The organism is Paenibacillus sp. FSL R7-0210, from assembly GCF_038009085.1.
Classification (GTDB): domain Bacteria; phylum Bacillota; class Bacilli; order Paenibacillales; family Paenibacillaceae; genus Paenibacillus_AQ; species Paenibacillus_AQ silagei.
The window spans coordinates 6948914-6972002 of the sequence record NZ_JBBPAR010000001.1; the positions used below are offsets into that span (position 1 = coordinate 6948914).

The window sequence follows — 23089 nt, forward strand, 5'->3', positions numbered from 1 at the left end:
ATTTTGCAGCGTAAATCTGCCCGAAGTGTCGAATTTTGATGTATAATAATTTAATGATAATAATTATCAAATAATAATAAAAGGAGATTTTTCTTGGCATGCTGGAGAAGTGGACCTTATTTAAGAAAGCCTCACGGTTTGGAGTGATCCCCGTTATGCTCATACCGGTTGTCCTGGGAACAGCCGGGGCCTATGTATGGCAGGGAGTGTTCCATCCGTTTTTATTTGTAATAACGTTCATCGGAGCGGCTGCGGCCCATTTATTCTCCAATATGGTGAATGACCTCTGGGATTTCCGCAACGGCACGGATACAGAGGCGCAGCATACACCTGGAGCCATCTCTACGAACTCCGGGTTTCTGTCCGGGGGCGTCATGCGTGAGTCGCTGTTTGCCCTGCTGACCTGGGGGCTGCTGGCCGTTGCGGCTGGCTGCGGCCTGCTGCTCAGCCTGTACAGCGGCTGGGAAATTCTGTGGTTCGTGGCCGGAGGGGCGCTGATCGCCTATTTCTATGTGGCGCCGCCGCTGCGGTTCGGCTACCGGGGCAAGGGCTACAGCGAGCTTGCCATCTTCCTGGCTTTTGGACTCATGCCGGTGCTTGGCGCTTACTTCGTACAGACCGGAGCATTCAGCCTTAAGCCGGTGCTGTTATCGTTGCCGAGTGGCCTGCTCACAACCCTGCTGCTGTTCAATCATCACTTTCTGCACTGGAGAGCCGACCGGCAGGCCGGCAAACGCACACTGGTCGTGGTATGGGGGGAGCGCAGAGCGCTGATTTTCTCGCAGGTACTGCTCTACATCTCCTATGCTTCGCTGATTGTATGTGTGCTGCTTCATATCTTGCCGGTATACGCGCTGCTCGCTCTGCTTACAGCCATTGCCCCGATACGGATCTACCGCAGCCTCCGGCCGGAGAATCCTTCTGAAGCTTATCTGCCTCTTATGGGTGCCTCACAGCGCGCATCGGTACGCTGCGGAGGGGTCATGACAGCGGCGCTGCTGATCCAAGGTCTATTTTAACAATATAAGAAATAGATAGGCTACTACACTAAAGAAAGCGGGAGAATTCATGGACAAGCATCTGCCAGCGAACGAAGGTATGCCTGCAACACAGGGCAAGCAAACGGTAATTGGGGATTTCCATACCATTCTGGAGGAAGGGAAGGTCTGGCAGACGGGCGGCTTCAAGCTGCCGGACGGCTCGTTCTGGGCGTATCGTGAGCCGGAAGCAGTGGTAATTGTGCGTAATGAGTATCTGTATGTGCGGGCTCAGCTGAGCCGCCGACATGATCAGGTGCAGATTCTGGATAATGCCAAGCATATGTACTATTCGGCCCAGCCGGTAAAGATTCCGGAGGAAGGCGAAATCCGCTTCGAGCTCCAGATCCGCGCCCGCACACAGGGCACTGCACCAGGGGATCTGTATGACGGCTATGTGTCGCTGAATCTGCTGGACTTCACCACAGGCGCTGCGCTTGATTTCTTCGCCGGCAACGACAAATACGCCAGTGTGTACGGCATCCTTCCGTTCCCCGGGGTAACCGTACCCGAGACGGGAGGGACCAAATACTTCTGTATTTTCAAGGAGGATACGGACTTCAAGCCGCGCGAATTCAATACGTACACCATCACCTACCACCGGGGCAACAATGAGGCTGTCTTCTATGTGAATGGCAATGAGGTGCGGCGCGAGCGGAATGTGCCCGTGAAATTCAACAGCTTCACCATCGCGCTGGGCATTATGACGGAGAAGGACCTGACCCCGGAAGGCAGCGTGTCGGCGCACGGACAGACGGTTATCGCTGAATGGTCGCCGGTTACTATTACAACCACTGCACAATAACGTGCTCATATGACTGATAAGGATGAATGGCCGTGAATCTAAGAACTTTCTTCAAGTTTGTCGAGCTGCCGACGAAGGTGGCCAGTATGCTCCCGCTGCTGCTGGGAACGCTGTATGCCCTGTACCGGTTCGAGGACTTCTATATCCTGCGCTTCGTGTTGATGCTGGTATCCCTCTTAAGCTTTGATATGGCGACAACAGCGATCAACAACTACTATGATTTCAAAAAGGCCGCCAAAACCCATGGCTACGGGTATGAGACCCATAATCCGATTGTCCGCTTCAAGCTGAAGGAGTCTACGGTGGTGGCGCTGATCGTCATTCTCCTTGTGCTGGCGGCAGGCGGGGGCATTGCTCTGGTATTCCAGACCAGACTGCTGGTATTCTTGCTCGGGGGACTCTCCTTCCTGATCGGCATCCTGTACTCCTTCGGACCGATCCCCATCTCGCGGATGCCGCTCGGCGAGCTGTTCTCCGGGCTGTTCATGGGGTTCGTCATTATTTTCATCTCGGCCTATATTCATTCGGATCAGGCGGTGGTCACTCTGCTGCTGAAGGGCGAATGGATCAGCCTGCATATCAATTTCCTTGAGGTGCTGTATCTGTTCTGGTTCTCCGTCCCGGCCATTCTGGGCATTGCGGGAATTATGCTGGCGAACAATATCTGCGATATCGAGGATGATATCGAGAACCGCAGATACACGCTGCCGGTGTACATCGGACGGGAGAATGCGCTGCTGCTGTGGAAGCTGCTCTATTATGTGTCTTTTGCCGATCTGATTGTGCTGGTGCTGCTCGGGGTCCATCCGGTCCTGGTCCTGCTGCTCCTGCTGACCCTGATTCCGCTGCGCCGCAATATTGCACGCTTCTATCAGGAGCAGCATAAAGGCACGACCTTCATTCTGGCGGTGAAGAATTTCGTGCTGATGAGTGCGGCAAGAATCCTTGTGCTGGGTATAGCTGTTATATGGGTCACACTAAGATAAGGAAGGTGATAACTATGGCAGAGAAGCTTCGCTGGGGAATTATGGGCTGTGCGCAGATCGCCACAGGCTCGGTAATGCCGGCGATCCAGGAGTCCGAGACCGGAGTGATCCGGGCGGTGGCCAGCCGCGGACTCACGAAGAGCAGCAGCGTAGCCGCCGAATTCGGCATTGAGCAGGCTTACGGCAGCTATGAAGAGCTGCTTGCCGACCCGGAGGTGGATGCCGTCTACATTCCGCTTCCCAATCATCTCCACTGTGAATGGGTGATCCGCGCGGCTGAAGCGGGTAAGCATATCCTATGCGAGAAGCCGATTGCGCTCAACAGCCGTGAAGCGGCCGAGATGGTAGAGGCCTGCCGGAAGGCGGGCGTTCACCTGGCGGAGGCTTACATGTACCGGCATCATCCGCGCATCAATGAGCTGCAGGTGATTATCGCCAGCGGCGCGATCGGCGCGGTACGTACCATCCGCGGCACGTTCACCTACAACGATGCTACGGATACCTCCAACATCCGCTTCAACGCTGCCTGGGGAGGCGGATCGCTCTATGATGTCGGCTGCTACCCGCTCACGGCCGCGCGGCTGCTGTTCGGTACAGAGCCGGAGGCGGTAACCGTGCACGCGCTGTTCTCGCCGGAGCATGATGATGTAGATATGATGGCCTCCGGGCTGGTGGAGTTTCCCGGCGGGAAGAGCCTGATCTTCGACTGCGGGATGTGGGCGTACAACCGCCAGCTCCTGGAGGTGCTCGGTACGCAGGGACGGATCGAGATTCCGATGCCGTTCAATGCGAGATTCGATGATGCGGAGTTCTTCATATACGGCGGCGGAGAGCCCCGGCGTGTCGAAGCCGTCGGAGCCAATCCTTACGTCCAGCAGGCCGACCATTTCGCTACAGCAGTCTTCAGCGGCAAGCCCTGGATTGCGGAAGAGGACCCGGTGCAGAATATGAGGCTGATCGAGAGCTGTCTTACATCAGCCCGGAGGCGTGAGCGGATCAGCTTGACGTAATCATTTGTTCTATCTGTTAATAACGCCAAGCAGCGATTCTTCCGGTTATGGAGGAATCGCTGCTTTTTGGCGTCCTTATGCTTTTATAGAGGGAGCTTGCTTAGATTGGGTTCAGGAGGAGCTCATCATCCTCTTTATCCCCACGGTTGAAGGCTTCGCGGTCGAATTCGCCCTCTGAATTCGCCACCAGCAGGGCTGTTACGGTAGTCCCGGTAGCATTAACTGCGGTGCGGCCCATATCGATAAGGGCTTCCACCCCGGCAACGATGGCTATACCCTCAAGCGGCAAGCCTAGTGCTGTCAATACAACGGTGGTAGAGATTACAGCCGGTCCAGGCACTCCCGCTACCCCAATAGAGGAGATGATGCTAACCAATACCAGCGTGATATAGTCAGTTCCGGTAAGCTGAATCCCGTAGACCTGGGCGGTGAACACAGCCACAATGGCCGGCCATACGCCGCCGCAGCCATTGAAGTTGACGGATGCGCCGAGCGGAGCCACGAAGCTGGCAATGCGCGGTGAGACATGCAGCCGTTTCGTGATGACCTCCAGATTGATCGGCAAGGTGGCGTAGCTGCTTCTGGTAGTGAAGGCAACGGTCAGCATCGGATAGATTTTGCGGAAGAAGCGGATAGGGTTCACCTTGGCAACGAGCAGCACCAGCCCGCCGAAGATCAGGACAAAGTGCAGGATCAGTGCGGCATAAGAGGTTAGGATGACACTGCCCAGCTCCTGGAGGGTATCCCAGCCGTAGCGTGCCGTAATTCCGGCAATCAATGCGAATACGCCGTAAGGCGTCAGGCGGATGACGAATTTTACAACCTGGTGCAGCACTGTCGTCAAGGATTCAATAAGATCGCGGACAGGCTTCACAGCCTCCGGCTTTTTGGAGCCGACCTTAATAATGGCCACTGCCAGGAAGATGGCAAAAATCAGCAGAGGCACAACCTTGCCGGTAGCGGCTTCATTCACCGGGTTGGAAGGGACAAGGTCCAGGATCACCTGTGAGAAGGTGGGAATTTCACGGGCGGTGAAGTCCTCGGGAACGGTCTGCTGGATGCCTTTGCCCGGGTTAAACAGCAGAGCCACGGATAGGCCGATGATGGAGGCGATTCCGGTGGTGCCGAGGAACCAGGCGAAGGTTTTGATTCCGATTTTGCGCAGGTATTCCAGGTTAGTTAAGGAAGAGATGCTGTTCAATACCAGAATGAACACCAGAGGCACAACAAGCATACGGATCAGACTGACATAGATGCTGCCGAAGGTGCTGATGGCCTTAGTCTCCAACGTGAAATATTGAAAAAATATTCCTGCGATCAGTCCGATGCCCAGCCCTGCCAGAACACGGGTGCCGAAGCCGATTCTCTTGCGGGCCAGGAAATAAAGGATACCGAATACGATAATAGAGACCACAAAGCCATGCCAATTCGTCTCAATGGCGGTTAATAGATTGTTGTCGATATTATTCATGCTGCTCTAAAACCTCCTAATAATAGTTTTTTGGTCGGAATTATGGGTTTAAATGTATATGGTAATTTTATGAATGTCAATGTATAAATATGTTAATTTTCGTTTCCGGGTTGATGCAGAATTCCGGCTGCGATAAATCACAGGAATCAAGTGCTAAAATTTGCTAGAATAGGGTTAATGGTACTTTCTGTTGCTTGAAGGAAGAGTGTGCTTACCGAAGGGGGAGAGACGTCAATGGGCTTAGCTGAAGAGCCGGTGATTTCAATTGAGGGCTTGTGGATGAATTATAGTGACCGGATGGTGCTGCGGGGGATTGATCTGAAGGTATACCGCGGGCAGATTATCGGATATATCGGACCCAATGGGGCCGGTAAAAGCACGACAGTCAAGATTATGCTCGGTCTGGTGGAGGGTTATAACGGGACCATACGGATTTTTGGCAGGGATATCTCGGACGGGGATACGGCTTACAAAAAAAGAATCGGTTACGTGCCTGAGGTAGCAGAGCTGTATGACAGCCTGACAGCGCGGGAGTATCTGACCTTCACCGGTGAGCTGTATGGACTGAAGCAGGCGGATGCCGATGACAAGGCGCGGAAGCTGATGGGGCTGCTGGGAATGGAGAAGGCCTATGATATGCGGATTGCCTCCTACTCCAAGGGGATGAAGCAGAAGGTGCTGCTGATTGCCAGCATGCTGCATGACCCGGATATTCTGTTCCTGGATGAGCCGCTCAGCGGGCTGGATGCCAATAGTGTCATGGTGGTCAAGGAGATCTTCGCCACGCTTGCCGCCAGGGGCAAGACCATCTTTTATTCCTCGCATATTATGGATGTGGTCGAGAGAATCAGCAGCCGGATCATCCTGCTGGACGGAGGCGATATTGTCGCGGACGGAACCTTCACGCAGCTGCGGGAGCAGAGCCGGGAGGGGTCGCTGGAGGAGATTTTCAATCAGCTGACCGGGTTCGATCAATACAGGGATATTGCAAGCGAGTTCGTGGCTGTGATAGGCGAGGGTGCGGGGCATGAATGAATTCCTGATTCTGAAGCTGCTTGACCGGATACAGTGGATCTTTAAGGGCCTGGGAGCCGATTATGCGCTCATGCGCCGCATTCTTCAGGTCAAGCTGACGATGGATGGCAGACGGACACCTACCCTGTTCTCCGGGTCGCAGAATTCCAAGCTGGAGATGGAGGGCTCGCCCTTCAGAGTCCAGTGGCTCTATCTGCTGCTGGGGCTGATGCTGATCGCTATGGTCGCGCCCAGAGATCATCATATGCTGATGATGAGTCTGCTGTTCAGTATAGTGATGTTCCTGATCACCACGACGCTGATCTCCGACTTCTCGACGGTGATGCTGGATTTGCGGGATAAGAACATCCTCTTCTCCAAGCCGGTGGACCGCCGTACACTGAACATGGCCAAGAGCTTACATATTCTGATCTATCTGCTGACCTTAACGCTGACTTTCACCGGACCTTCGCTGTTATTCTCTCTATTCCGGCACGGGCCGGGCTTCTTCTTCGTGTATGCGGCTGAGATTCTGCTGATGGACGGCTTCATTCTGGTGTTCACTGCACTAATCTATCTGCTGATCCTGAGGTTCTTTGACGGGGAAAAGCTCAAGGACATCATCAACTACGTTCAGATTGTCTTGTCTGTGGGGGTAACTGTCGGCGCGCAGCTGGTTAGCCGGATGTTCAATCTATCGGAGCTGGGGCTGGATTTCACTCCCGCCTGGTGGCATTTTCTGCTGGCTCCGGTCTGGTTCGGGGCGCCGTTCGAGCTGCTGGGCGGCGGAACAGGAAGCCGGTCCGTGGTTATTCTGACAGCGCTCTCTGTGGTGGTGCCTGCCGTGATGTTCGCCGCCTACATCCGGCTGATGCCGGTATTTGAACGCAGCCTTCAGAAGCTGGCTGAGCATGGCGCAGAGGGCCGGGATAGCGGGCGGCTTGCCCGTGTGCTGTCGGAGACCGTGTGCCGGAACAAAGCGGAGGCCATGTTCTTCCGCTTCACCTGGTCGATGATGAAGAATGAACGCGAGTTCAAGCTCCGGGTGTATCCGACCATCGGCTTCTCGCTGATCTTTCCCTTTATCTTCATCTTCAATCAGGTGTGGAGCGGCGATCTGGCCGGGATCAGAAGCTCTAAGTCCTTCCTGTTTATCTATTACAGCGCACTGCTGCTGATGACGGTCGTGCAGATGGTCCGTTACTCGGCCAGCTATAAGGGGGCATGGATCTATCAGGTGATTCCTTTGCCGGGCAAGGGGCTGGTCTACCGGGGAATGCTGAAGGCAGCGGTCGTGAAGCTGCTGGTGCCGCTCTTTCTGCTGGAGGCGGCAGTGTTCACCGCTCTCTTGGGCTCCTGGATTATTGCAGATATGGCAGTCGTCCTGCTGGCTCTGCTGCTGTATGCCGTGATTTGCTTCCTTACGTTCCCGAAGGCGCTCCCGTTCTCGGAGAAGTACGAGGCGGCGCAGCGGAAGGAATTCACCGGCAGTGCTTTTGTACAATTGTTCATTCTTGGGGGGCTGGCCGGAGTGCACTATGTCTTCACCCTGATTCCTGCAGGAATATACATCTACATGGTAATTCTGGTAGCTGCAAATGCCTGGATCTGGCGCAGGGCCTTCCTGCCGGACACCTCCCGGGACAACGGATTTCCAACCCTTCGCGCAGGCGGCTGAGGACAAATATGGACAATTTTTGCCGGCGTTCAAAAAAGGGTCCAAGTTCCATTATTTACTTAGACAGCCCGGTGATTACAAGGTAAAATACAGCTAAAGTTAGTTTTCAGAGAATACCTGCAATCATTATATACTCTTCCATTTATCCGCTATCCGTATATTGATTTATAACTTAAGATAGACCCTGAAACGACGCTGATACTATAACCAGTGAAGAGGTCAACTATGGATCAAATGGGAATCCACTATAATATCTGGATCGTTTTACTATCCTATACGCTAGCTGCCGCAGCAGCGTACTCCGCGCTTAATCTGATTTCACAGGTTTCCCATTCCGCGGGCCGGGTCAGACGTCTCTGGCTGCTCTCAGGTGCCTGTGTCCTTGGCGGCGGGATCTGGGCCATGCATTTTGTCGGCATTATGGCCAGCCGCCTGCCGTTCAAGGTCAGCTACCATCCGGTGATGGCTGCCGTGTCCCTGCTTATTATTATGTCCTCCTGCTATGCAACCCTTCAGCTGGTTACGGCTCCCCGCCAGAGAAGCTGGCGGCTTCTTGCGGGCGCCGGTATACTCGGCAGCGGCATCTCGTTCATGCATTATGCCGGAATGTCCTCGATGGAGATGGAGGCCAAGATTCATTACAGGGCAATGGATCAGGCTGTATCGGTACTGATTGCCCTTGCTGCTTCCTACATCGGAGTTCTAATGTTCCGCAGATTCAAGGATCATACAGGCTTCAACCGCTGGAAGCTGTATTCGGCTCTATTCATCGCCCTGGCGGTTACCGGTATGCATTATACGAGTCTGAGAGCAAGCGACCTGCATAGTTACAGCTGGCAGGCGCCCGCCCCGATGCTGATGGAGACCGATGTGGTTCTGCTGACAGGGATTTCACTGGTTACCCTGTTCGTGCTGGCAGTCTCCGGCGGGACTGTTTTTCTGGACAGGGATGTATTGGAGCGCATGGCCTATCATGACCCGCTCACCGAGCTGCCGAACCGGCATGGTCTGGAGCGCTACTTCAAGGATGATTTCTTCGGCGGGATCTCCGGCGCCGTGTTTTTTGTTGACCTGGACCGCTTCAAATCGATTAATGATACGCTGGGCCATGATATTGGAGACTTGCTGCTGTGTGAAGTGTCTGCCAGGCTGACCTGCTGCGTGGGCGGGAAGGGGAAGGTGTTCCGGCTTGGCGGGGATGAATTCCTGATTGCGCTGCCGGATTGCACCGCCGTGGCGGCGGAGGAGGTAGCACAGCATATCCTTCAGGAGCTCAAGAAGTCTTACAGCATTGAAGGTAACGAATTGTACGTAACTGCGAGTGTGGGAATCAGCATGACTCCGGCGCACGGCACCGACCGTTCGGCGCTAATGAAGGCAGCCGATACGGCGCTATATACCTCCAAGGATTCGGGCAAGAATAAATTCAGTGTGTTCGATCTGGAGATGAACCGTCATCAGGTCCGGCGGATGTCACTTGAGAAGGATCTGCGCAAGGCACTGGCCCGCTCGGAATTCATGGTGGTCTACCAGCCCAAATGGGATTCGCTGCTGAATGTCACCGTGGGGCTTGAAGCGCTGCTGCGCTGGAGACATCCGGAGCATGGCGTCATCTCTCCGGGAGAGTTCATTCCGATCGCCGAGGAGACCGGCCTGATTGTCCCTATTACATACTGGATGCTGCATGAGGTGTGCGGACAGAATATGCTCTGGCATCAGGCGAAGGTTGCCAGTGTAGCGGTCTCGATTAATATGTCGGCGCGGATGTTTGAAGGCGGAAGCCTGTATGAGGTAGTGGAAGAGGCGTTGTCGCGTTCGGGCCTTGCGCCGCATTTCCTTGAACTGGAGATTACCGAGTCGATTGCGATGAACAATATGGAAGAGACGGTAGCCCAGCTCTCCAAGCTGCGGGATCTCGGTGTGCGGGTGTCCCTGGATGATTTCGGAACCGGTTTCTCTTCGCTTGGCAATCTGGATGAGATTCCAGTGAATACCCTGAAGATTGATCAGGTCTTCATCCGCAAGAGCAAGATGCATTCCAAGAAAGCGATCATCAGCAACATCATTGCCATTGCCAGCAATCTGAACATGGAGGTTGTGGCTGAGGGCGTGGAGACTACGGAGCAGATTGAACTGCTGCAATCGCTGGGCTGCAGCGTGATGCAGGGCTACTACTACGGCCGTCCGATGCCGGTTAACGAATTAGGCCAATGGTTCATTGAGAATACGGCATAATGCTCCTGGTTGCTGTTGCACGCAAAAGGCTGTCCTGGATGTGGAGGGTTGTTCCACATCAGGGCAGCCTTTTTAGCTACTTAGGAAATGTATGCGAAAAACAGGCATGACAAGACAGAGGCCTTGTCACCCCCAGGAATGAAAATAAGTCGGGTGCATCAGTCGCATCCCGACTTTTATTTTCGTATTAAACCGAATACAATGGGTGCTGATATGCCGAGAGAAGGGCCCCATGCTCTAAAGCCAGTAACATTTATAGAGAAATCTTGCAAGAAGTGCAACAATACTGCCCCACAGAAGCGGTCTATGCCGAAATCCTGCACGAAATGCAACAAAGTCAGCATTAACTTGCCCTCTGCCCCGGAATTTGTGCAAATAATGCAACATTGTACCCGTATCCAGTAACCTTTATAAAGGAATCCTGCAAAATGTGCAACAATACAAGCGGCGGGTGAGAGAAGGCAGCAGCATCCTTCACCCGCGGGGTGATTTTATTCTGAAAAATGTATGAGACTTCGGTCTAGATTTTGAAATTCTCGACCAATACCTGCAGCTTCTCTGCCAGGGAGGAGAGGAATGCGGCGGAGGATTCGACCTCCTGCATGGCGGCAAGCTGCTCTTGAGACGAGGCGGACAAGGTCTCGGCGCCCTCGGCCGTCTGATTGGAGACCGCTACGATCTTCTGGATCGAAGCGACCAGTCCGTCAGAGAGCAGGGCCAGCTCACGCACGGTGGCTGAGATCTGTTGGCTATGTGCAGACATATCGGAGACGGATGACTCAATCTCGGAGAAGGAATGGCCGGCCGCTATAATCATTTCTTTGCCGTGATGCATTTCTTCCGTGGAGTGCCTCATGGTCTCTCCGGCCTTGTCCATCTGCTGGACAATCAGACTGACCAGCTCGCCGATCTGGCGGGCAGATCCGGCTGAACGTTCAGCCAGCTTGCGTACAGAGCCTGCGACAACGGCGAAGCCACGGCCCTCTTCTCCAGCCCGTGCGGCTTCAATCGCCGCATTGAGGGATAACAGATTCGTCTCCTCGGCAATACTGGCTATGGTGCCGACAATATTCTCAATCTCTTTGGAATGGCTGCCCAGCGTCTCGATAATGCCAGAAAGATCCGAGATGCTTGCGCCCACAATAGCCATCTGGGAGGTGGTCGAGTCCATAGATTCCCGGCCTGTCCGGGCTTTCTGGGAGTTGATGGCTGCCTGGTTCATTGCACTGTCGGCATTGCCTGCAATTTCGGTAATGAAATGTGACATATCCTGCACAGCCTTGAAGCTGCCTTCCAAATTCTGCAGCTGGGTGTGTGCCCCGTCGGCCAGATCCAGAGTGACATTAACGCTGTGTTCTCCGGCCCGGTTGGTCTCCTGGGCGCTGGCGGACAGCTCCTGGGAAGAGGAGGCAACCAGCATGGACGTATCGTTAACCTGTGTGATCAGGTCACGCAGATTCAGGGTCATCGCATTGAAGTCGCGTGCAAGTTCGCCGATCTCGTCCTTGGCTGTGAAGAGCAGCGGTTCCCGGGTCAGATCGCCTTGGGCTACCGTGTTCACGGATGCGGACAGCTTGGTGAGAGGGCTGACCATCCGGCGGATCAGCAGATAAGCGGCGAGAATCGCAATAATCAGAATGGAGCTGCCGATCAGGAAGGGCTGGGTGATGATATCCATGGTCCGCGATTGAATCAAGGGGCCGTCGAAGTTAATCGCCATTAATGCAATGATGGGTTTGGTAGGGTCATGGTCCTGATAGATGGGGCCGTAGCCGGTTTTGAGGGAGGTGCCCTGATATGTATACACCTTCGAGTAGGCGGAGTGCTTCATCGTGGTAATCATTTCTTTATCTTCATCTGCGAAGTAGAAGGGGTCTCCAGCTTTGTAGCCGCGTTGTTTGAAGTTCTTGTCAGCGGCCAGCACCTTGCCGTCCAGTGATAGAATGAAGGCTTCTTTGAAAATAGGCTTGTGATCACTGATCCATCCGATGCGGTCTTCGATCGCAGTCAGCTTGCTGGTATCGCCGGCAGCCAGAGCGGTTATGTCGGCAGGATCGATAAGACCGGTTGTTATATTCGCGCAGCCTACCAATTCAATGCCTGCAGCTTCATCGATCTGCTTGTAAGCCGCATGATAACCGAAGAAGCCTATGGATGAACCAACCAGTAGCAATACAATCAGCATCATCCATGTTAATTTTGTTGCCAATTTCATAACAAATATCACCAGCCCTGACTCTAAAAGATTAAGTGAATTATGGGGTTCACTGCTACGATTATAGCGCATACGCTGCGGTTTGAGCAGACGTCAGAAAAAGAATTTTTGTGTCGGAAAATGATGGTTTATGTATAAAAAATCATTGAAAAGTAGGCGCTTAATCCTATTTTAGTTTCAAAAAATACTGTATGTCGGACCCGTATAATGGTACGCTTGAAGCAGAACAAACGGACTGGGAGCTGAAGGGATGTCACAAGAAGTCAATCCTTTGATCGAACGTGTGGGATTATCCATGTGGAAGGTTCAGCGCAGAATCATGTCGCAGATGTCATTTCATAAGGAATTGGGCTTGACTGTGCCGCAATTCGGGCTGCTGCATATGATCTTTCAGGAGCAGCAGGCACGGGTGATTCAGCTGGCGGACAAGATGGAGGTGAAGTCCAGTGCAGTCACCGTCATGCTGGACCGGCTGGAGCTGCTGGAGCTGATCGCCCGCGTGACGGACGAGAATGACCGCAGAGCGGTAATCGTCACGATCACCGGCAAGGGACAAGAGGTGCTGGAAGAAGCACAGCGCCGGTCACTGCTGCTGCTGGAAGAGCATCTGGCCATTCTGGAGCCGGCAGAGCTGGAGAACTTCGCGGATTATTATCTCATGCTGGAGAATCAGGAGCGTTAACATAAGCATTACAAAGAGGCAGCGCTTCTCCCGTTACGGAGAGGCGCTGCCTCTTGTCTTGTCTAGTCCGGCTATTCTGCGGCAGGTTCTTTGTCCGGCAGTTGCGTGACGTAACTGTCAGACAACTGGCGCAGCCGCAGAGCGCGGTTGTATTCATCCTCGTTGCCGGCCGGAGCAGTACCTCCGGTCGCCAGCGGATATTGGGTATTATCCTCGAAGCTGTTGCCCGGAATCAGCAGGGCAGAGCTGGAGATGAAGGAGCCGGTAGGCAGGTAATACCGCTGCGGCAGCAGATTGTAGGACTGGCTGAGCAGATCCTGGCCGAAATGAATGTTGTTATCCATGGATACCCCCAGCAGGCTGGCAGCTGTAGGCATAATATCGACTTCTCCGCCTACCTGTGCAAGCTTCTGCGGAGCAATTCCTTCGCCATGGATAAGCAGCGGAATGTTGAGCATATTGGCGTAGCTGTAATCATATCCGTAGATTTCCTTCATTAGCTGCTTGTCGTCATGGTCCAGCGAATAGATCGGCAGTCCCATATGGTCGCCGTAGACCATAACCAGACTGTTCTCCCATAATCCATTCGCCTTCAGTTCATCTACGAACTGTCCGAAGGCATAGTCTGCATAGTTCTGTGACCGGACATAATCGCCGACAAAGGTTCCTTCATACCGCTCAGGAAGCTTCATCTTGTGCTTTTCTTCAGGAATAGTGAACGGGTGATGCGCCGACATGGAGATGACCTGGGCATAGAACGGCTGGCCCGCATCGCTCATTTCCTTCAGCTTCTCCGAGGATTTGCGGTAGAGCACCTCATCGGAAGCGCCGAAGAAGAAGGCATCCTCATCACCGAAGAACTGGTGATCGTAATACTTCTGCCAGCCGAGGGCCTTGTATAGCTCGCCCCGGTTCCAGAATTCCACTACATTGGTGTGGAACGTGGCCGTCTGATAGCCGTTGTCTCCCAGCAGACGGGGGAGACTCGGCAGCTGCTTGTCGATATAAGACATGGTGGCCGCACCCTGCGGAGGAATATAGAAGGACGAATTGACCACGAATTCCGCATCGGAGGTATTGCCCTGGCCGACCATCTGATAGAAGTTCGTGAAGTACAGGCTCTCCTCCATCAGGCGGTTCAGGTTAGGGGTAATCTCCTGGCCGTCTATCTTCAGACCAAGCAGGAAGTTCTGGAAGGACTCCAGCTGGATCACAATCAGATTCTTGCCCTTGGCGGAACCGGCATAAGCCGAGACTGCTGAAGGGTCGATGCCCTTGAGCTGGTTAATCGTGCTCTGTGTGATTTCACTGGCCTGGACCAGCTCGGTTTTATCTTTGGCAAAGATCGTGTATGCTTCATAATTAAGGATGCCCATCTCCTGGGCCTTCTTGATCTCATTCATGCTCGCCTTATTCGGAAGAATATTGAACAGGCAGAGTCCGAGCGAGACCGCGAACAGTACGACATGCAGCGTCCGGCCACTGCGCCGGTTGATCTGGTCTTTTTTATAATTGCGTCCGTTCTTGTTAATGAAGAAGTAGAAGCCCAGCACGATAATATCGGTGAAGATCAACAGATAATAAGGGTCCATCAATGAGAACACGCTGTTCTTGACGGCAGTGACCTGGTTCACCTGCTCGGCGGCATGGTAAGTGACAATGACCCCGTAATATTTGAAGTACATAATGGCGGCAAAAAAGATCGCGGTAACCAGCAGATTGACCGTCATGTAATAGCCGAGCTTCCGTCTGGAAGCAAAGCGCTCAATCAGGAAAAACAGGGCCCAGACAAAGGGCAGCTCCGTCAATACGGATTTCCAGAATTGCAAATCATCAAAGATTACACCCCAGGCCAGCAGGCTTTTGAACAGAAAAAGAATGGAAAAGAACACAAATGGCTTAAGGAGCCAGCGTTTCACAGTTTGGGATGACACAGCTTCGCCTTCTTTCTGAAGAATGAACAGGTTTCCCGGGTGATAGGAAACAGCAGCATGAGGACATAAGAATACCATTATCAATAGAACTTATTATGCAGTGCCAGGGAAGGAATGTCAAAAATCAGAAGCGGCCGTATACTCCCTGGAGCGCGCGTAAACTACGGCTAGAACGAACCCGGCGCAGGCCACTCCCTCAGGCGGGGGGATATCGGCGTTAAACGAAGAATATGAGCCTTACGCAGCGGAAGCTGGCGGAAATTATTGGAGGTGGGGACGGATGGAGCATACAGAAATCATACTGTCCGTGAGGGCGCTTGTGGAATTTGCCTACAGCAGCGGCAGTCTGGAGCCGGGCTTCCGCAGCGGAGCCGCCATGGCGGAGGGGACGCGCAGCCATCAGCTGATCCAGAAGCAATACAAGGAAGGAGACCGCAAGGAGGTCTATTTGAAGACCGGAATTGCTTACGGAGAGCTGCTGTTCCAGATTGACGGGCGCTGCGACGGACTGCTTACGGCAGAGGATGGGAGCCTGACAGTGGAGGAGATCAAGTCCATGGCCGGAATCCCGGACCCTGCGCTTGAAGGGAAGGAGGTACACTGGGCCCAGGCTTATATGTACGCTTACATGCTGGCAACGGATCTTGAGCTTCCCTACATTCAGGTGAAGCTCACCTATGTGCAGCGGGGAAGCGAGGCACAGTACAGTCTCTACCGGGAGATGTCCCGTGAAGCGCTGACGGCCTTTGCGCTAGAGACAGTAAGCAGATATGCACCGTATGCCGAGATGATGGTCCGTTACAAGGCGAAGAGAGGGGAGAGCATCACGAACCTGTCTTTTCCGTTCTCGGCTTACCGGCCCGGCCAGCGCCATTTCGCAGCCGCAGTCTACACCTCCATTGCTGAGGGGGCGAACCTCTTCGCCCAGGCACCGACAGGCATCGGCAAAACCATGTCCACTCTGTTCCCGGCGGTCAAAGCGCTGGGCGAAGGCAAGGCGGCCGGTATCTTCTATCTGACCGCCAAGACCGTTACACGGATCGCGGCGCAGGAGGCAGCCACGATGCTGAACCTCCGGGGGCTGCATCTGCATGTCATTGCGCTGACGGCGAAGAAGAAGGCCTGCTTCCGGGAGGAAGGCATCTGCGGCACGGATTCCTGCGCGTATGCGGAGGGCTATTATGACCGGATCAACGGCGCCCTGATTGATATGCTGGAGCATGAGACGCTGATGACCCGGGAGACGATCGCCGGCTATGCCCATAAGCATAAGGTCTGCCCGTTTGAATTCTCGCTGGATGCCGCCTATGCCTGCGATGTTGTTATCTGCGATTACAATTATATCTACGACCCGCGCATCAGTCTGAAGCGCATGTCTGAGGAGCGTAAGAAGAACACCGTGCTGCTGGTGGATGAAGCGCATAATTTGGTGGACAGGGGCCGGGAGATGTATTCGGCCGAGCTTACCAAGGCACCCTTCCTGGCGCTCAGCCGGACCTACAAAACGGCGAATCCCCGGCTCGGCACTGCCGCCAAAGCGGTGAACGCTTTCTTCATTGCGCTGCGTAAGATCTGCGGTGATAAGGGTGCGGAAGAGTGGGCGGCCTATCCGGAGGAGCTGCCGGAGCTGCTGGAGAACTTCGCAGCCGAAGCGGAGCTGGAGCTGCTGAATTCCTCTTTCCCGGTAAGCTCTGTGCAGGCGGAGGAGGACGGGGCGGATAGCCTGCTGGATACCTATTACGCAGTACAGGGGATGCTTCGCACCTTCAAAACCTACGATGAACGTTACATTACCTATGCCGAGGTGCGCAGCGGAGATGTGTATCTGAAGCTGTTCAATCTCGATCCGTCGCATTTGCTGCAGCAAATGGGCAAGAGCTTCCGCAGCCAGATTCTGTTCTCTGCGACCCTCTCGCCGCTCTCGTATTACAGGGATATGATCGGTGCAGGCGAGGAGGACTACAGTCTGAGCCTGGCCTCACCTTTTCACAAAGAGCAGTGGCAGGTGTCTGTCCTGCCGGTATCCACCCGGTTTCATGACCGGGAGGCTTCCTTACAGCCGCTTAGTAATGCTCTTAAAGGCATGGTCTCGAAGAAGGGCAACTACCTGGTCTTCTTCCCCTCTTATGTGTACTTGAGGAATGTCTATGAGGTGTTCACCGAGAAGTACCCTGAAGTCCCTACGCTGCTGCAGGGCAGCGGGATGAGCGAGCCGGAGCGGGAGAGCTTCCTGGCGGCCTTCCGCCCGGATAACCCGGAGCCGCTGCTTGGCTTTGCCGTGCTGGGCGGTATTTTCTCCGAAGGGGTGGATCTGCCCGGCGACCGGCTGAACGGGGTGATGGTCGTAGGTGTAGGACTCCCGCAGGTGGGTCTGGAGCGCAATCTGCTCCGGAGCTATTTCCAGTCACAGGGCAAGAACGGCTTCGATTATGCTTATATCTACCCTGGCATGTGCAAGGTGCAGCAGGCTGGAGGACGGCTGATCCGCAGTGAGAGCGACAGCGGGGTCATTGTGCTTGCAGACGACCGCTTCATGCAGCCTTCCTACCGGCAGCTGCTTCCAGAGGAGTGGCGGGACTACTCTGTTATGACCTAAGCGGGTATAATCTACTGAAAAGGCATTCACCAGACAACTCAGGAGGTAATGACATGACGCTTAATATCGGACTTGTTGGAACAGGCTGGTTCTCCAAGGTACATGCGGATTTGCTGGCGGGCATGGAGGATGTGTCGCTGAAGGCGGTCTGCGGCAGCAGCAAGCTTAAGGGAGAAGAGATGGCCCGCCCTTACGGGGCCGAAGGCTACGGGGAGATTACCGAGATGCTGGACAGCCACAAGCTGGATGCCGTCTACATCTGCGTGCCGCCACAGTCGCACGGGGCGATTGAGCGGGCGCTGATCCGCAGGGCTATCCCCTTTTTCATCGAGAAGCCGCTAGGCTCAAGTACGGCCATTCCGGCCAGTCTGCTGGAGGATATCAAGCAGCATCAGCTGCTGACCTCGGTAGGCTATCATTTCCGCTATCAGGAGAATATCCAGCGGCTGAAGCAGACGCTTGCCGGAGACAAGGTAGGGATGATTACCGGAGAATGGATGGGCGGAATGCCCGGCGTGGCGTGGTGGCGCAATCAGGAGCAGTCCGGCGGGCAATTCACGGAGCAGACGACGCATATTGTTGACTTGCTGCGTTATCTGGCCGGTGAGGTGACAGAGGTCTACGGCATGTTCGGCAACCGGATTATGCATGAGAAGCATGAAGGGGTGACCGTAGCCGATGTAGGCACCGTATCGCTGAAGCTTGCAAGCGGCATTATCGCCAGCATCTCCAATACCTGTGTGCTGCCAGGAGAGGTGAACAAGGCTGGAATCAGCTTCTATAATGACAACGGCATGCTTGACTGGAACCCGGAGCGTCTGCTTGAAGTCCGCAGCGGGGACAGCAAGGAATACAAGAATACGGGCAACCCTTACGCTGTAGAGAGCGAGGCCTTCCTGTACGCTGTCCGCACCGGAGACCGCTCCCGTATTCTCAGCGATTACGAGGACGGGTACAAGACGCTGAAGGTAACCTGCGCCGCGTATGAATCCGCCCAGAGCGGATTGCCGGTGAAGCTGTAGGACTCTGTCCTAGGGTCAGGGAGCTGCTTAATGAATGAACACTGCGATCAGTGCGGGTGCCAGCCCAATGGAGAACAGCGCCGCCAGAATCATCGAGATACTGGAGATGGTGCCGGTCAGCGAGCTAAGCTCGAAGGCCTTGGAGGTGCCGGTGCCATGCGCTGCGGTGCCCAGCGAGACTCCGCGTGCCACTTCATTCTCAATGTGGAAGAGGCGCAGCACCGCGGGTCCCATCATCGTTCCAAGCACACCCGTGAGAATGACGAAGACTGCGGTGATGCTGGGAACTCCGCCGATGCTCTGCGAGATGCTCATGGCAATCGGCGTAGTTACCGAACGGGGGACCAGGCTGGTGGCGAGATCTCCGCTCAGGTGCATTAATTTGGCCAGCAGCATGGAAGACAGTACAGCCGTTACCGTTCCTGACAGCACGCCTGCCGCAATTTCGGCGGCGTGCTTTTTGAGCAGCTTGAAGTTCTTGTGCAGCGGAATCGCAAAGGCGATTGTCGCCGGCTGAAGCAGGTCTGACAGCCATTTGCCGCCTGCATTGTAGGATTCATAGGAGCTGCCTGTGATCAGCAGGAAGCCGATGATTACCAGCGGGGTGATGATCAGCGGAGAGGCGTACATTTTGCCGCTGGCCGCATAAATCCGTTTGGTTACAAGGTATACCGCAATGGTAAGTCCAAGGAATAATAGTCCGGTCATCATGAGCTTCTACGCTCCTTTACTTTATAGATCATCCCTGTCAGCAGACCCGAGCTGGCCATGACAGCAAAGGTGCCCACGAGCACAACAGCCAGTACCTGCAGGCCGAAGGATTCCAGCAGCTTCGAGTAGTTCATGACCCCGATAGCCGATGGAATGAAGAACAGCAGCAGCTCAGCCAGCAGCCAAGAAGCTCCTGCCTCCACCCAATTCAGACGGATCACGCCGGATTCGAGCAGCAGGAATAATAGAATCATCCCGATAATGCTTCCGGGAAGCGGAATATGCAGTAGTGTGGTTAATCCGTTAACGAGCAGGGAGAACACGGTTAGTCCGGCCACCTGCAGTAAGCCTAAGGCAATCTTTTTCATCATGATTACCTCCTTTCATCTCTTACTGAAATTTTACATCTAATTCTTTCATAGGTACAATGAATGGATTGAATAGCTCGCATTCTAATTGTCTATGCATGGAGGTTACCTAATGGATATCAGACAGCTGGAGTATTTCGTGCAGGCCGCCAGGCTGAACAGCTTCTCCAGAGCCGCAGAATCGCTGTATATCACCCAGCCGACCATCAGTAAGATGGTCCGCAATCTGGAGACGGAGCTGGGGGCCGACCTGTTCTACCGCGAGGGCCGGAGCATCCGTCTGACGGATGCGGGAGAGCTGCTGCTCGTCAAGGCGCAGAACATTGTAGAGTCCTTTGCCAGCCTCTCCTCCGAGCTGGACAGCCTGCGCAATCTGAAGCAGGGGCATATCCGTATCGGACTTCCGCCCATGGTTGGAGCCAGCTTCTTCCCGGCGGTCATCGGGGAATTCCACCGGAAGTATCCCGAGGTGACGATCCGGCTGCATGAGGACGGAGCGAAGAAAGTGGAGGATGACGTAGAGTCCGGCCTGCTCGATATCGGGGCGATTGTACTGCCGGTGGACCCGGCCAGATTCCACTGCTTCACCTTTGTGGAGGAGAAGCTGGAATTGCTGGTTCCCGCAGGCCACCGTCTGGACGGAGCGCAGCAGGTGCCGCTGAGAGAGCTGGCCGAGGAGGAGTTCGTCCTGTTCCGGGAGGACTTCGCCCTCCATGACCGGATTATCTCGGAATGTGTCAAAGCTGGCTTTCAGCCCAAGGTGGTCTATGAAAGCTCCCAGTGGGATTTGATCAGCCGGATGGTCGCCGCCGGGATGGGCATTGCGCTGCTGCCGGAGACCATCTGCCGGGATATCGACCGTTCGCGGATTGCGGTGATTTCCCTGACCGAGCCGGTAATTCCCTGGCAGCTGGGCATGATCTGGCGCAAGGACCGCTATTTGTCCTTTGCCGCCAGGGAGTGGATTGCTTTTGCAATGAATGTACTAGGAGAGCGGTATTCGCGGCCGGAGCCTCCGGAGGATATATAAATAACAGAGCTTATTTATACTTCCGCCGACATTTTTTTCTTTTTTTGCAAATTTTGTTTTTTGGCATCATGATTTATGATAAGGGAGAAGTTGATAGAGAGAAGGTGAGTAACCGTGAACCTTTACCAGAATTCTCCTGATGTTAGCGGCCGGGATTACAGAGAAGATGAGCTGTTCCTTACTATAGAGAATTTAAGAAGCGAGCTGCTGGAGGTGGCCCGGGAACGGAGTCTGAGCGACCATGCAGTGCTGGAGCTTAGCCAGCGGCTGGACGGATATATTGTGATGGCCCAGAACCTGATGATGGAGAGCCTGCGCAGCCGCAAGAATGGAGCCGCGCCCTACGGCAAGAATAAGAAGAGCCAGCGGATCAGGAATCAGGCGGCTCTGCAGCAATAATCTATAATACATCCGAGCATCTGACGGTGTTTGTTAATCATGGTCCTACTAAATGTGGGGCCATTTTGTTGTGCTTTTCATAGTGTTGTCCTATAATGGCAATTAATAGAAGGATAACCTGAATGATGGATAGGGAGGTGCCGGGTGGAGGCGAAGCTGACTACATTACGTACGGAAATCGAGAAGAGTCTGTCCCGCTCGGGCCATAATCTTGCCTCATTTGCCAAAGTCTCCGGCCTGAACCGCGGCAGTCTCAGCGCCATTCTTCACGGCAATCCGCCGAAGCCCATCTCGCTGGGACAGCTCGATGCCATGATCCGGGCCTTCGGCTTCCCGGAAGGCTGGCTGTATCCGCTGTATGTGGATGAGTGCTTCAGTGAAGAGCGGATCTCCCGCCGCCGTATCGAGCCCTTCCTAGTTAAATGTGCCGAGATGGGCAAGCAGCAATGCATTGAAGAGGTCTTAAGGCGGATTATGGAATATCAGCGGCCGCTGGATATCATCTACAGGGTGGCAGAGAGGCTATTCTGCAGCGGCAAAGTACAGGAGTCCATCGTATTCTACAAGCTGATTGTAGACCATGAACAAGATAGCTATTCCGAGCGGATGGCGATCAGCCAGTACCGTATCTTCATGTCTTTGCAGACCACTCCGGATGTGGATATGGAGCAGAAGCTGCGCGCCGTAATCAGCTTCGAGCCTTACCGCGGGCTGCTTCCCGAGGAGATGCAGCTGGACGGACTGCTGAAGCTGGCGAAGGTATGCTTCGCGCTGCACCGCTGGAAGGATGTTGAGAAATTCGCTGATGAGCTGAGGGCATTAGCAAGCGGAATCTACCGCGAGGAACTACGCCGCAGTAAGGGGAAGAGGGCAGAAGCTTTTCAGGCGGAACGTCCGCTGGTGGTCTATTACGGGCACGGTTATCTGCTGAAGGCATCGGCGCTTACCAAGCAAGGGGAGTATGAGCAGGCCAAGAAATATACCGCCGGCTATGCGGACCTGGGATGGTTCGAGATGCTGGATGACGAGGGGCGCAGCAGTGTGGATAGCTTCAAGCTGTTTGCCACGGCCAACGGGTTCACGCTGGAGATTCTGATGGGCAATATCTCTGTATTGCCGTCCTATATCGCTTTCTTGTCCGAGCATCCCGGCGAGATTCTGTCCGGCATGGTGATCATTATGGAGTCGGCCAACCGCTTCGGGTTCTCCGCTGATACGGTGATGTCGCGCTTTTCCCGGGAGATGCTGCGTTTTGAACAATTCCAGGATACGATCAATGTAGACCGGGTGTACCGTCTCTATTATCAGATTGCGATCTACCATATCTCCCGCCAGCAATATGCCAAGGGAATCGACTATATCATTCATTGTCTGCGTCTGACCATCAGGCTGAACAGCGGCAAGGACTTTATTAATTGTGTAACCTTATTTGAACTGAACAGAGACTATGCCTCCGATACCCAGCAGAATGCTTACCGGGAGCTGATCAGGGAGGTGAGAGCGCATGAAGAGATCACTGTTGATGACGGCCAGCGTTTTGGTATTGTTTAGCTTCATTCTTGCGGGTACAGGAACTGAACAGAAGTCCAAGGTAAGAGGCTTTACCGCTGTTGAACACGGAGTGGAATTCTAGAGCAGATTAGAGCAGTTAATTGTATAGCTAAGAGAGACTCCCCGGCCCTCTGTGTCGCGGGAGCGTTTGCGCGTGGTAATGTGAAATAAATTACATAGTAAGAGCGTAATCAGGAATTGACAAATTGCAGGCACGAAAATATAATTAGGTAGCCTAATTAATACATGCTTTAATTATTTGGAAACCTAACTAAAAATGGGGTGGAAGCATTGGGATAAATCGCGAAGGTGAAAACTCAGTCGGACACAAGCTTTTCTCTGCAC

General features: G+C 54.0%; 18 protein-coding genes. 13 read left to right on the plus strand and 5 right to left on the minus strand.

Translation table 11 applies throughout. The features are described 5' to 3' along the window. Window positions 1-98: 98 nt before the first annotated feature. The 4 genes from MKY64_RS29575 to MKY64_RS29590 are packed head-to-tail and all read left to right on the plus strand — an operon-like array spanning window position 99 to window position 3838. Window positions 99-1019, plus strand: coding sequence for a prenyltransferase (locus MKY64_RS29575; RefSeq protein ID WP_327196473.1), 921 nt, complete (start codon window positions 99-101; stop codon window positions 1017-1019). Window positions 1020-1068: 49 nt separating this feature from the next. Next, on the plus strand, window positions 1069-1842 hold the full coding sequence (locus MKY64_RS29580) for a DUF6081 family protein (protein ID WP_235191976.1): 774 nt from the start codon (window positions 1069-1071) through the stop codon (window positions 1840-1842). Window positions 1843-1874: 32 nt separating this feature from the next. Further along, window positions 1875-2828: a 1,4-dihydroxy-2-naphthoate polyprenyltransferase gene (locus MKY64_RS29585; RefSeq protein ID WP_036728342.1), complete on the plus strand. Its 954-nt coding sequence runs from the start codon at window positions 1875-1877 to the stop codon at window positions 2826-2828. A 14-nt stretch (window positions 2829-2842) separates the two neighbouring features. After that, complete coding sequence (locus MKY64_RS29590; RefSeq protein ID WP_340957457.1) at window positions 2843-3838, plus strand: Gfo/Idh/MocA family protein; 996 nt, start codon at window positions 2843-2845, stop codon at window positions 3836-3838. 100 nt (window positions 3839-3938) lie between these two features. On the opposite strand, the gene MKY64_RS29595 is transcribed toward MKY64_RS29590, so the two are convergent. Then, window positions 3939-5309: a dicarboxylate/amino acid:cation symporter gene (locus MKY64_RS29595; RefSeq protein WP_200869579.1), complete on the minus strand. Its 1371-nt coding sequence runs from the start codon at window positions 5307-5309 to the stop codon at window positions 3939-3941. Window positions 5310-5543: 234 nt separating this feature from the next. Here MKY64_RS29595 and MKY64_RS29600 point away from each other — a divergent pair, with 234 nt between their 5' ends. From MKY64_RS29600 to MKY64_RS29610, 3 genes are all read left to right on the plus strand, one after another. Continuing rightward, entirely contained in the window at window positions 5544-6344 is an 801-nt protein-coding gene (locus tag MKY64_RS29600; RefSeq protein ID WP_340957460.1) for an ABC transporter ATP-binding protein, read from the plus strand. Further along, complete coding sequence (locus MKY64_RS29605; RefSeq protein WP_340957463.1) at window positions 6337-8001, plus strand: hypothetical protein; 1665 nt, start codon at window positions 6337-6339, stop codon at window positions 7999-8001. The genes MKY64_RS29600 and MKY64_RS29605 overlap by 8 nt, the downstream gene beginning before the upstream one ends. Before the next feature lie 225 nt (window positions 8002-8226). Further along, window positions 8227-10236 carry a putative bifunctional diguanylate cyclase/phosphodiesterase gene (locus MKY64_RS29610; protein ID WP_036728233.1) on the plus strand — a complete coding sequence of 670 codons (2010 nt, stop codon included), beginning with the start codon at window positions 8227-8229 and terminating at the stop codon, window positions 10234-10236. A 520-nt stretch (window positions 10237-10756) separates the two neighbouring features. Here MKY64_RS29610 and MKY64_RS29615 read toward each other — a convergent pair. After that, window positions 10757-12451 (minus strand): methyl-accepting chemotaxis protein, encoded by a 1695-nt coding sequence (locus MKY64_RS29615; RefSeq protein WP_036728235.1) that lies wholly within the window; start codon window positions 12449-12451, stop codon window positions 10757-10759. 250 nt (window positions 12452-12701) lie between these two features. Here MKY64_RS29615 and MKY64_RS29620 point away from each other — a divergent pair, with 250 nt between their 5' ends. Beyond that, window positions 12702-13133 (plus strand): MarR family winged helix-turn-helix transcriptional regulator, encoded by a 432-nt coding sequence (locus tag MKY64_RS29620; RefSeq protein ID WP_051478265.1) that lies wholly within the window; start codon window positions 12702-12704, stop codon window positions 13131-13133. Window positions 13134-13204: 71 nt separating this feature from the next. Here the strand turns inward: MKY64_RS29620 and MKY64_RS29625 are convergent, their stop codons facing one another. After that, window positions 13205-15067, minus strand: coding sequence for an LTA synthase family protein (locus MKY64_RS29625; protein WP_445671711.1), 1863 nt, complete (start codon window positions 15065-15067; stop codon window positions 13205-13207). 280 nt (window positions 15068-15347) lie between these two features. On the opposite strand from MKY64_RS29625, the gene MKY64_RS29630 reads away from it, so the two are divergent. Together MKY64_RS29630 and MKY64_RS29635 are read left to right on the plus strand one after the other, a co-directional pair. Continuing rightward, window positions 15348-17663, plus strand: coding sequence for an ATP-dependent DNA helicase (locus tag MKY64_RS29630; protein WP_340957465.1), 2316 nt, complete (start codon window positions 15348-15350; stop codon window positions 17661-17663). Window positions 17664-17716: 53 nt separating this feature from the next. Further along, the gene (locus tag MKY64_RS29635; RefSeq protein WP_339251994.1) at window positions 17717-18685 is read left to right on the plus strand and encodes a Gfo/Idh/MocA family protein; all 969 of its coding nucleotides are present in this window, start codon (window positions 17717-17719) and stop codon (window positions 18683-18685) included. 27 nt (window positions 18686-18712) lie between these two features. On the opposite strand, the gene MKY64_RS29640 is transcribed toward MKY64_RS29635, so the two are convergent. Together MKY64_RS29640 and MKY64_RS29645 are read right to left on the minus strand one after the other, a co-directional pair. Then, window positions 18713-19393: a CidB/LrgB family autolysis modulator gene (locus MKY64_RS29640; RefSeq protein WP_340958197.1), complete on the minus strand. Its 681-nt coding sequence runs from the start codon at window positions 19391-19393 to the stop codon at window positions 18713-18715. Beyond that, complete coding sequence (locus tag MKY64_RS29645) at window positions 19393-19764, minus strand: CidA/LrgA family protein (protein ID WP_340958199.1); 372 nt, start codon at window positions 19762-19764, stop codon at window positions 19393-19395. Before MKY64_RS29645 ends, MKY64_RS29640 begins: the two co-directional genes overlap by 1 nt. Before the next feature lie 112 nt (window positions 19765-19876). Here MKY64_RS29645 and cidR point away from each other — a divergent pair, with 112 nt between their 5' ends. The 3 genes from cidR (at window position 19877) to MKY64_RS29660 (ending at window position 22744) form a co-directional block, all read left to right on the plus strand. Beyond that, complete coding sequence (cidR, locus tag MKY64_RS29650) at window positions 19877-20794, plus strand: cidABC operon transcriptional activator CidR (protein ID WP_209868560.1); 918 nt, start codon at window positions 19877-19879, stop codon at window positions 20792-20794. Window positions 20795-20908: 114 nt separating this feature from the next. Beyond that, window positions 20909-21193, plus strand: coding sequence for an aspartyl-phosphate phosphatase Spo0E family protein (locus MKY64_RS29655; protein WP_036728248.1), 285 nt, complete (start codon window positions 20909-20911; stop codon window positions 21191-21193). A gap of 144 nt (window positions 21194-21337) precedes the next feature. After that, window positions 21338-22744: a DNA-binding protein gene (locus MKY64_RS29660; protein WP_340957471.1), complete on the plus strand. Its 1407-nt coding sequence runs from the start codon at window positions 21338-21340 to the stop codon at window positions 22742-22744. Window positions 22745-23089 lie beyond the last annotated feature (345 nt).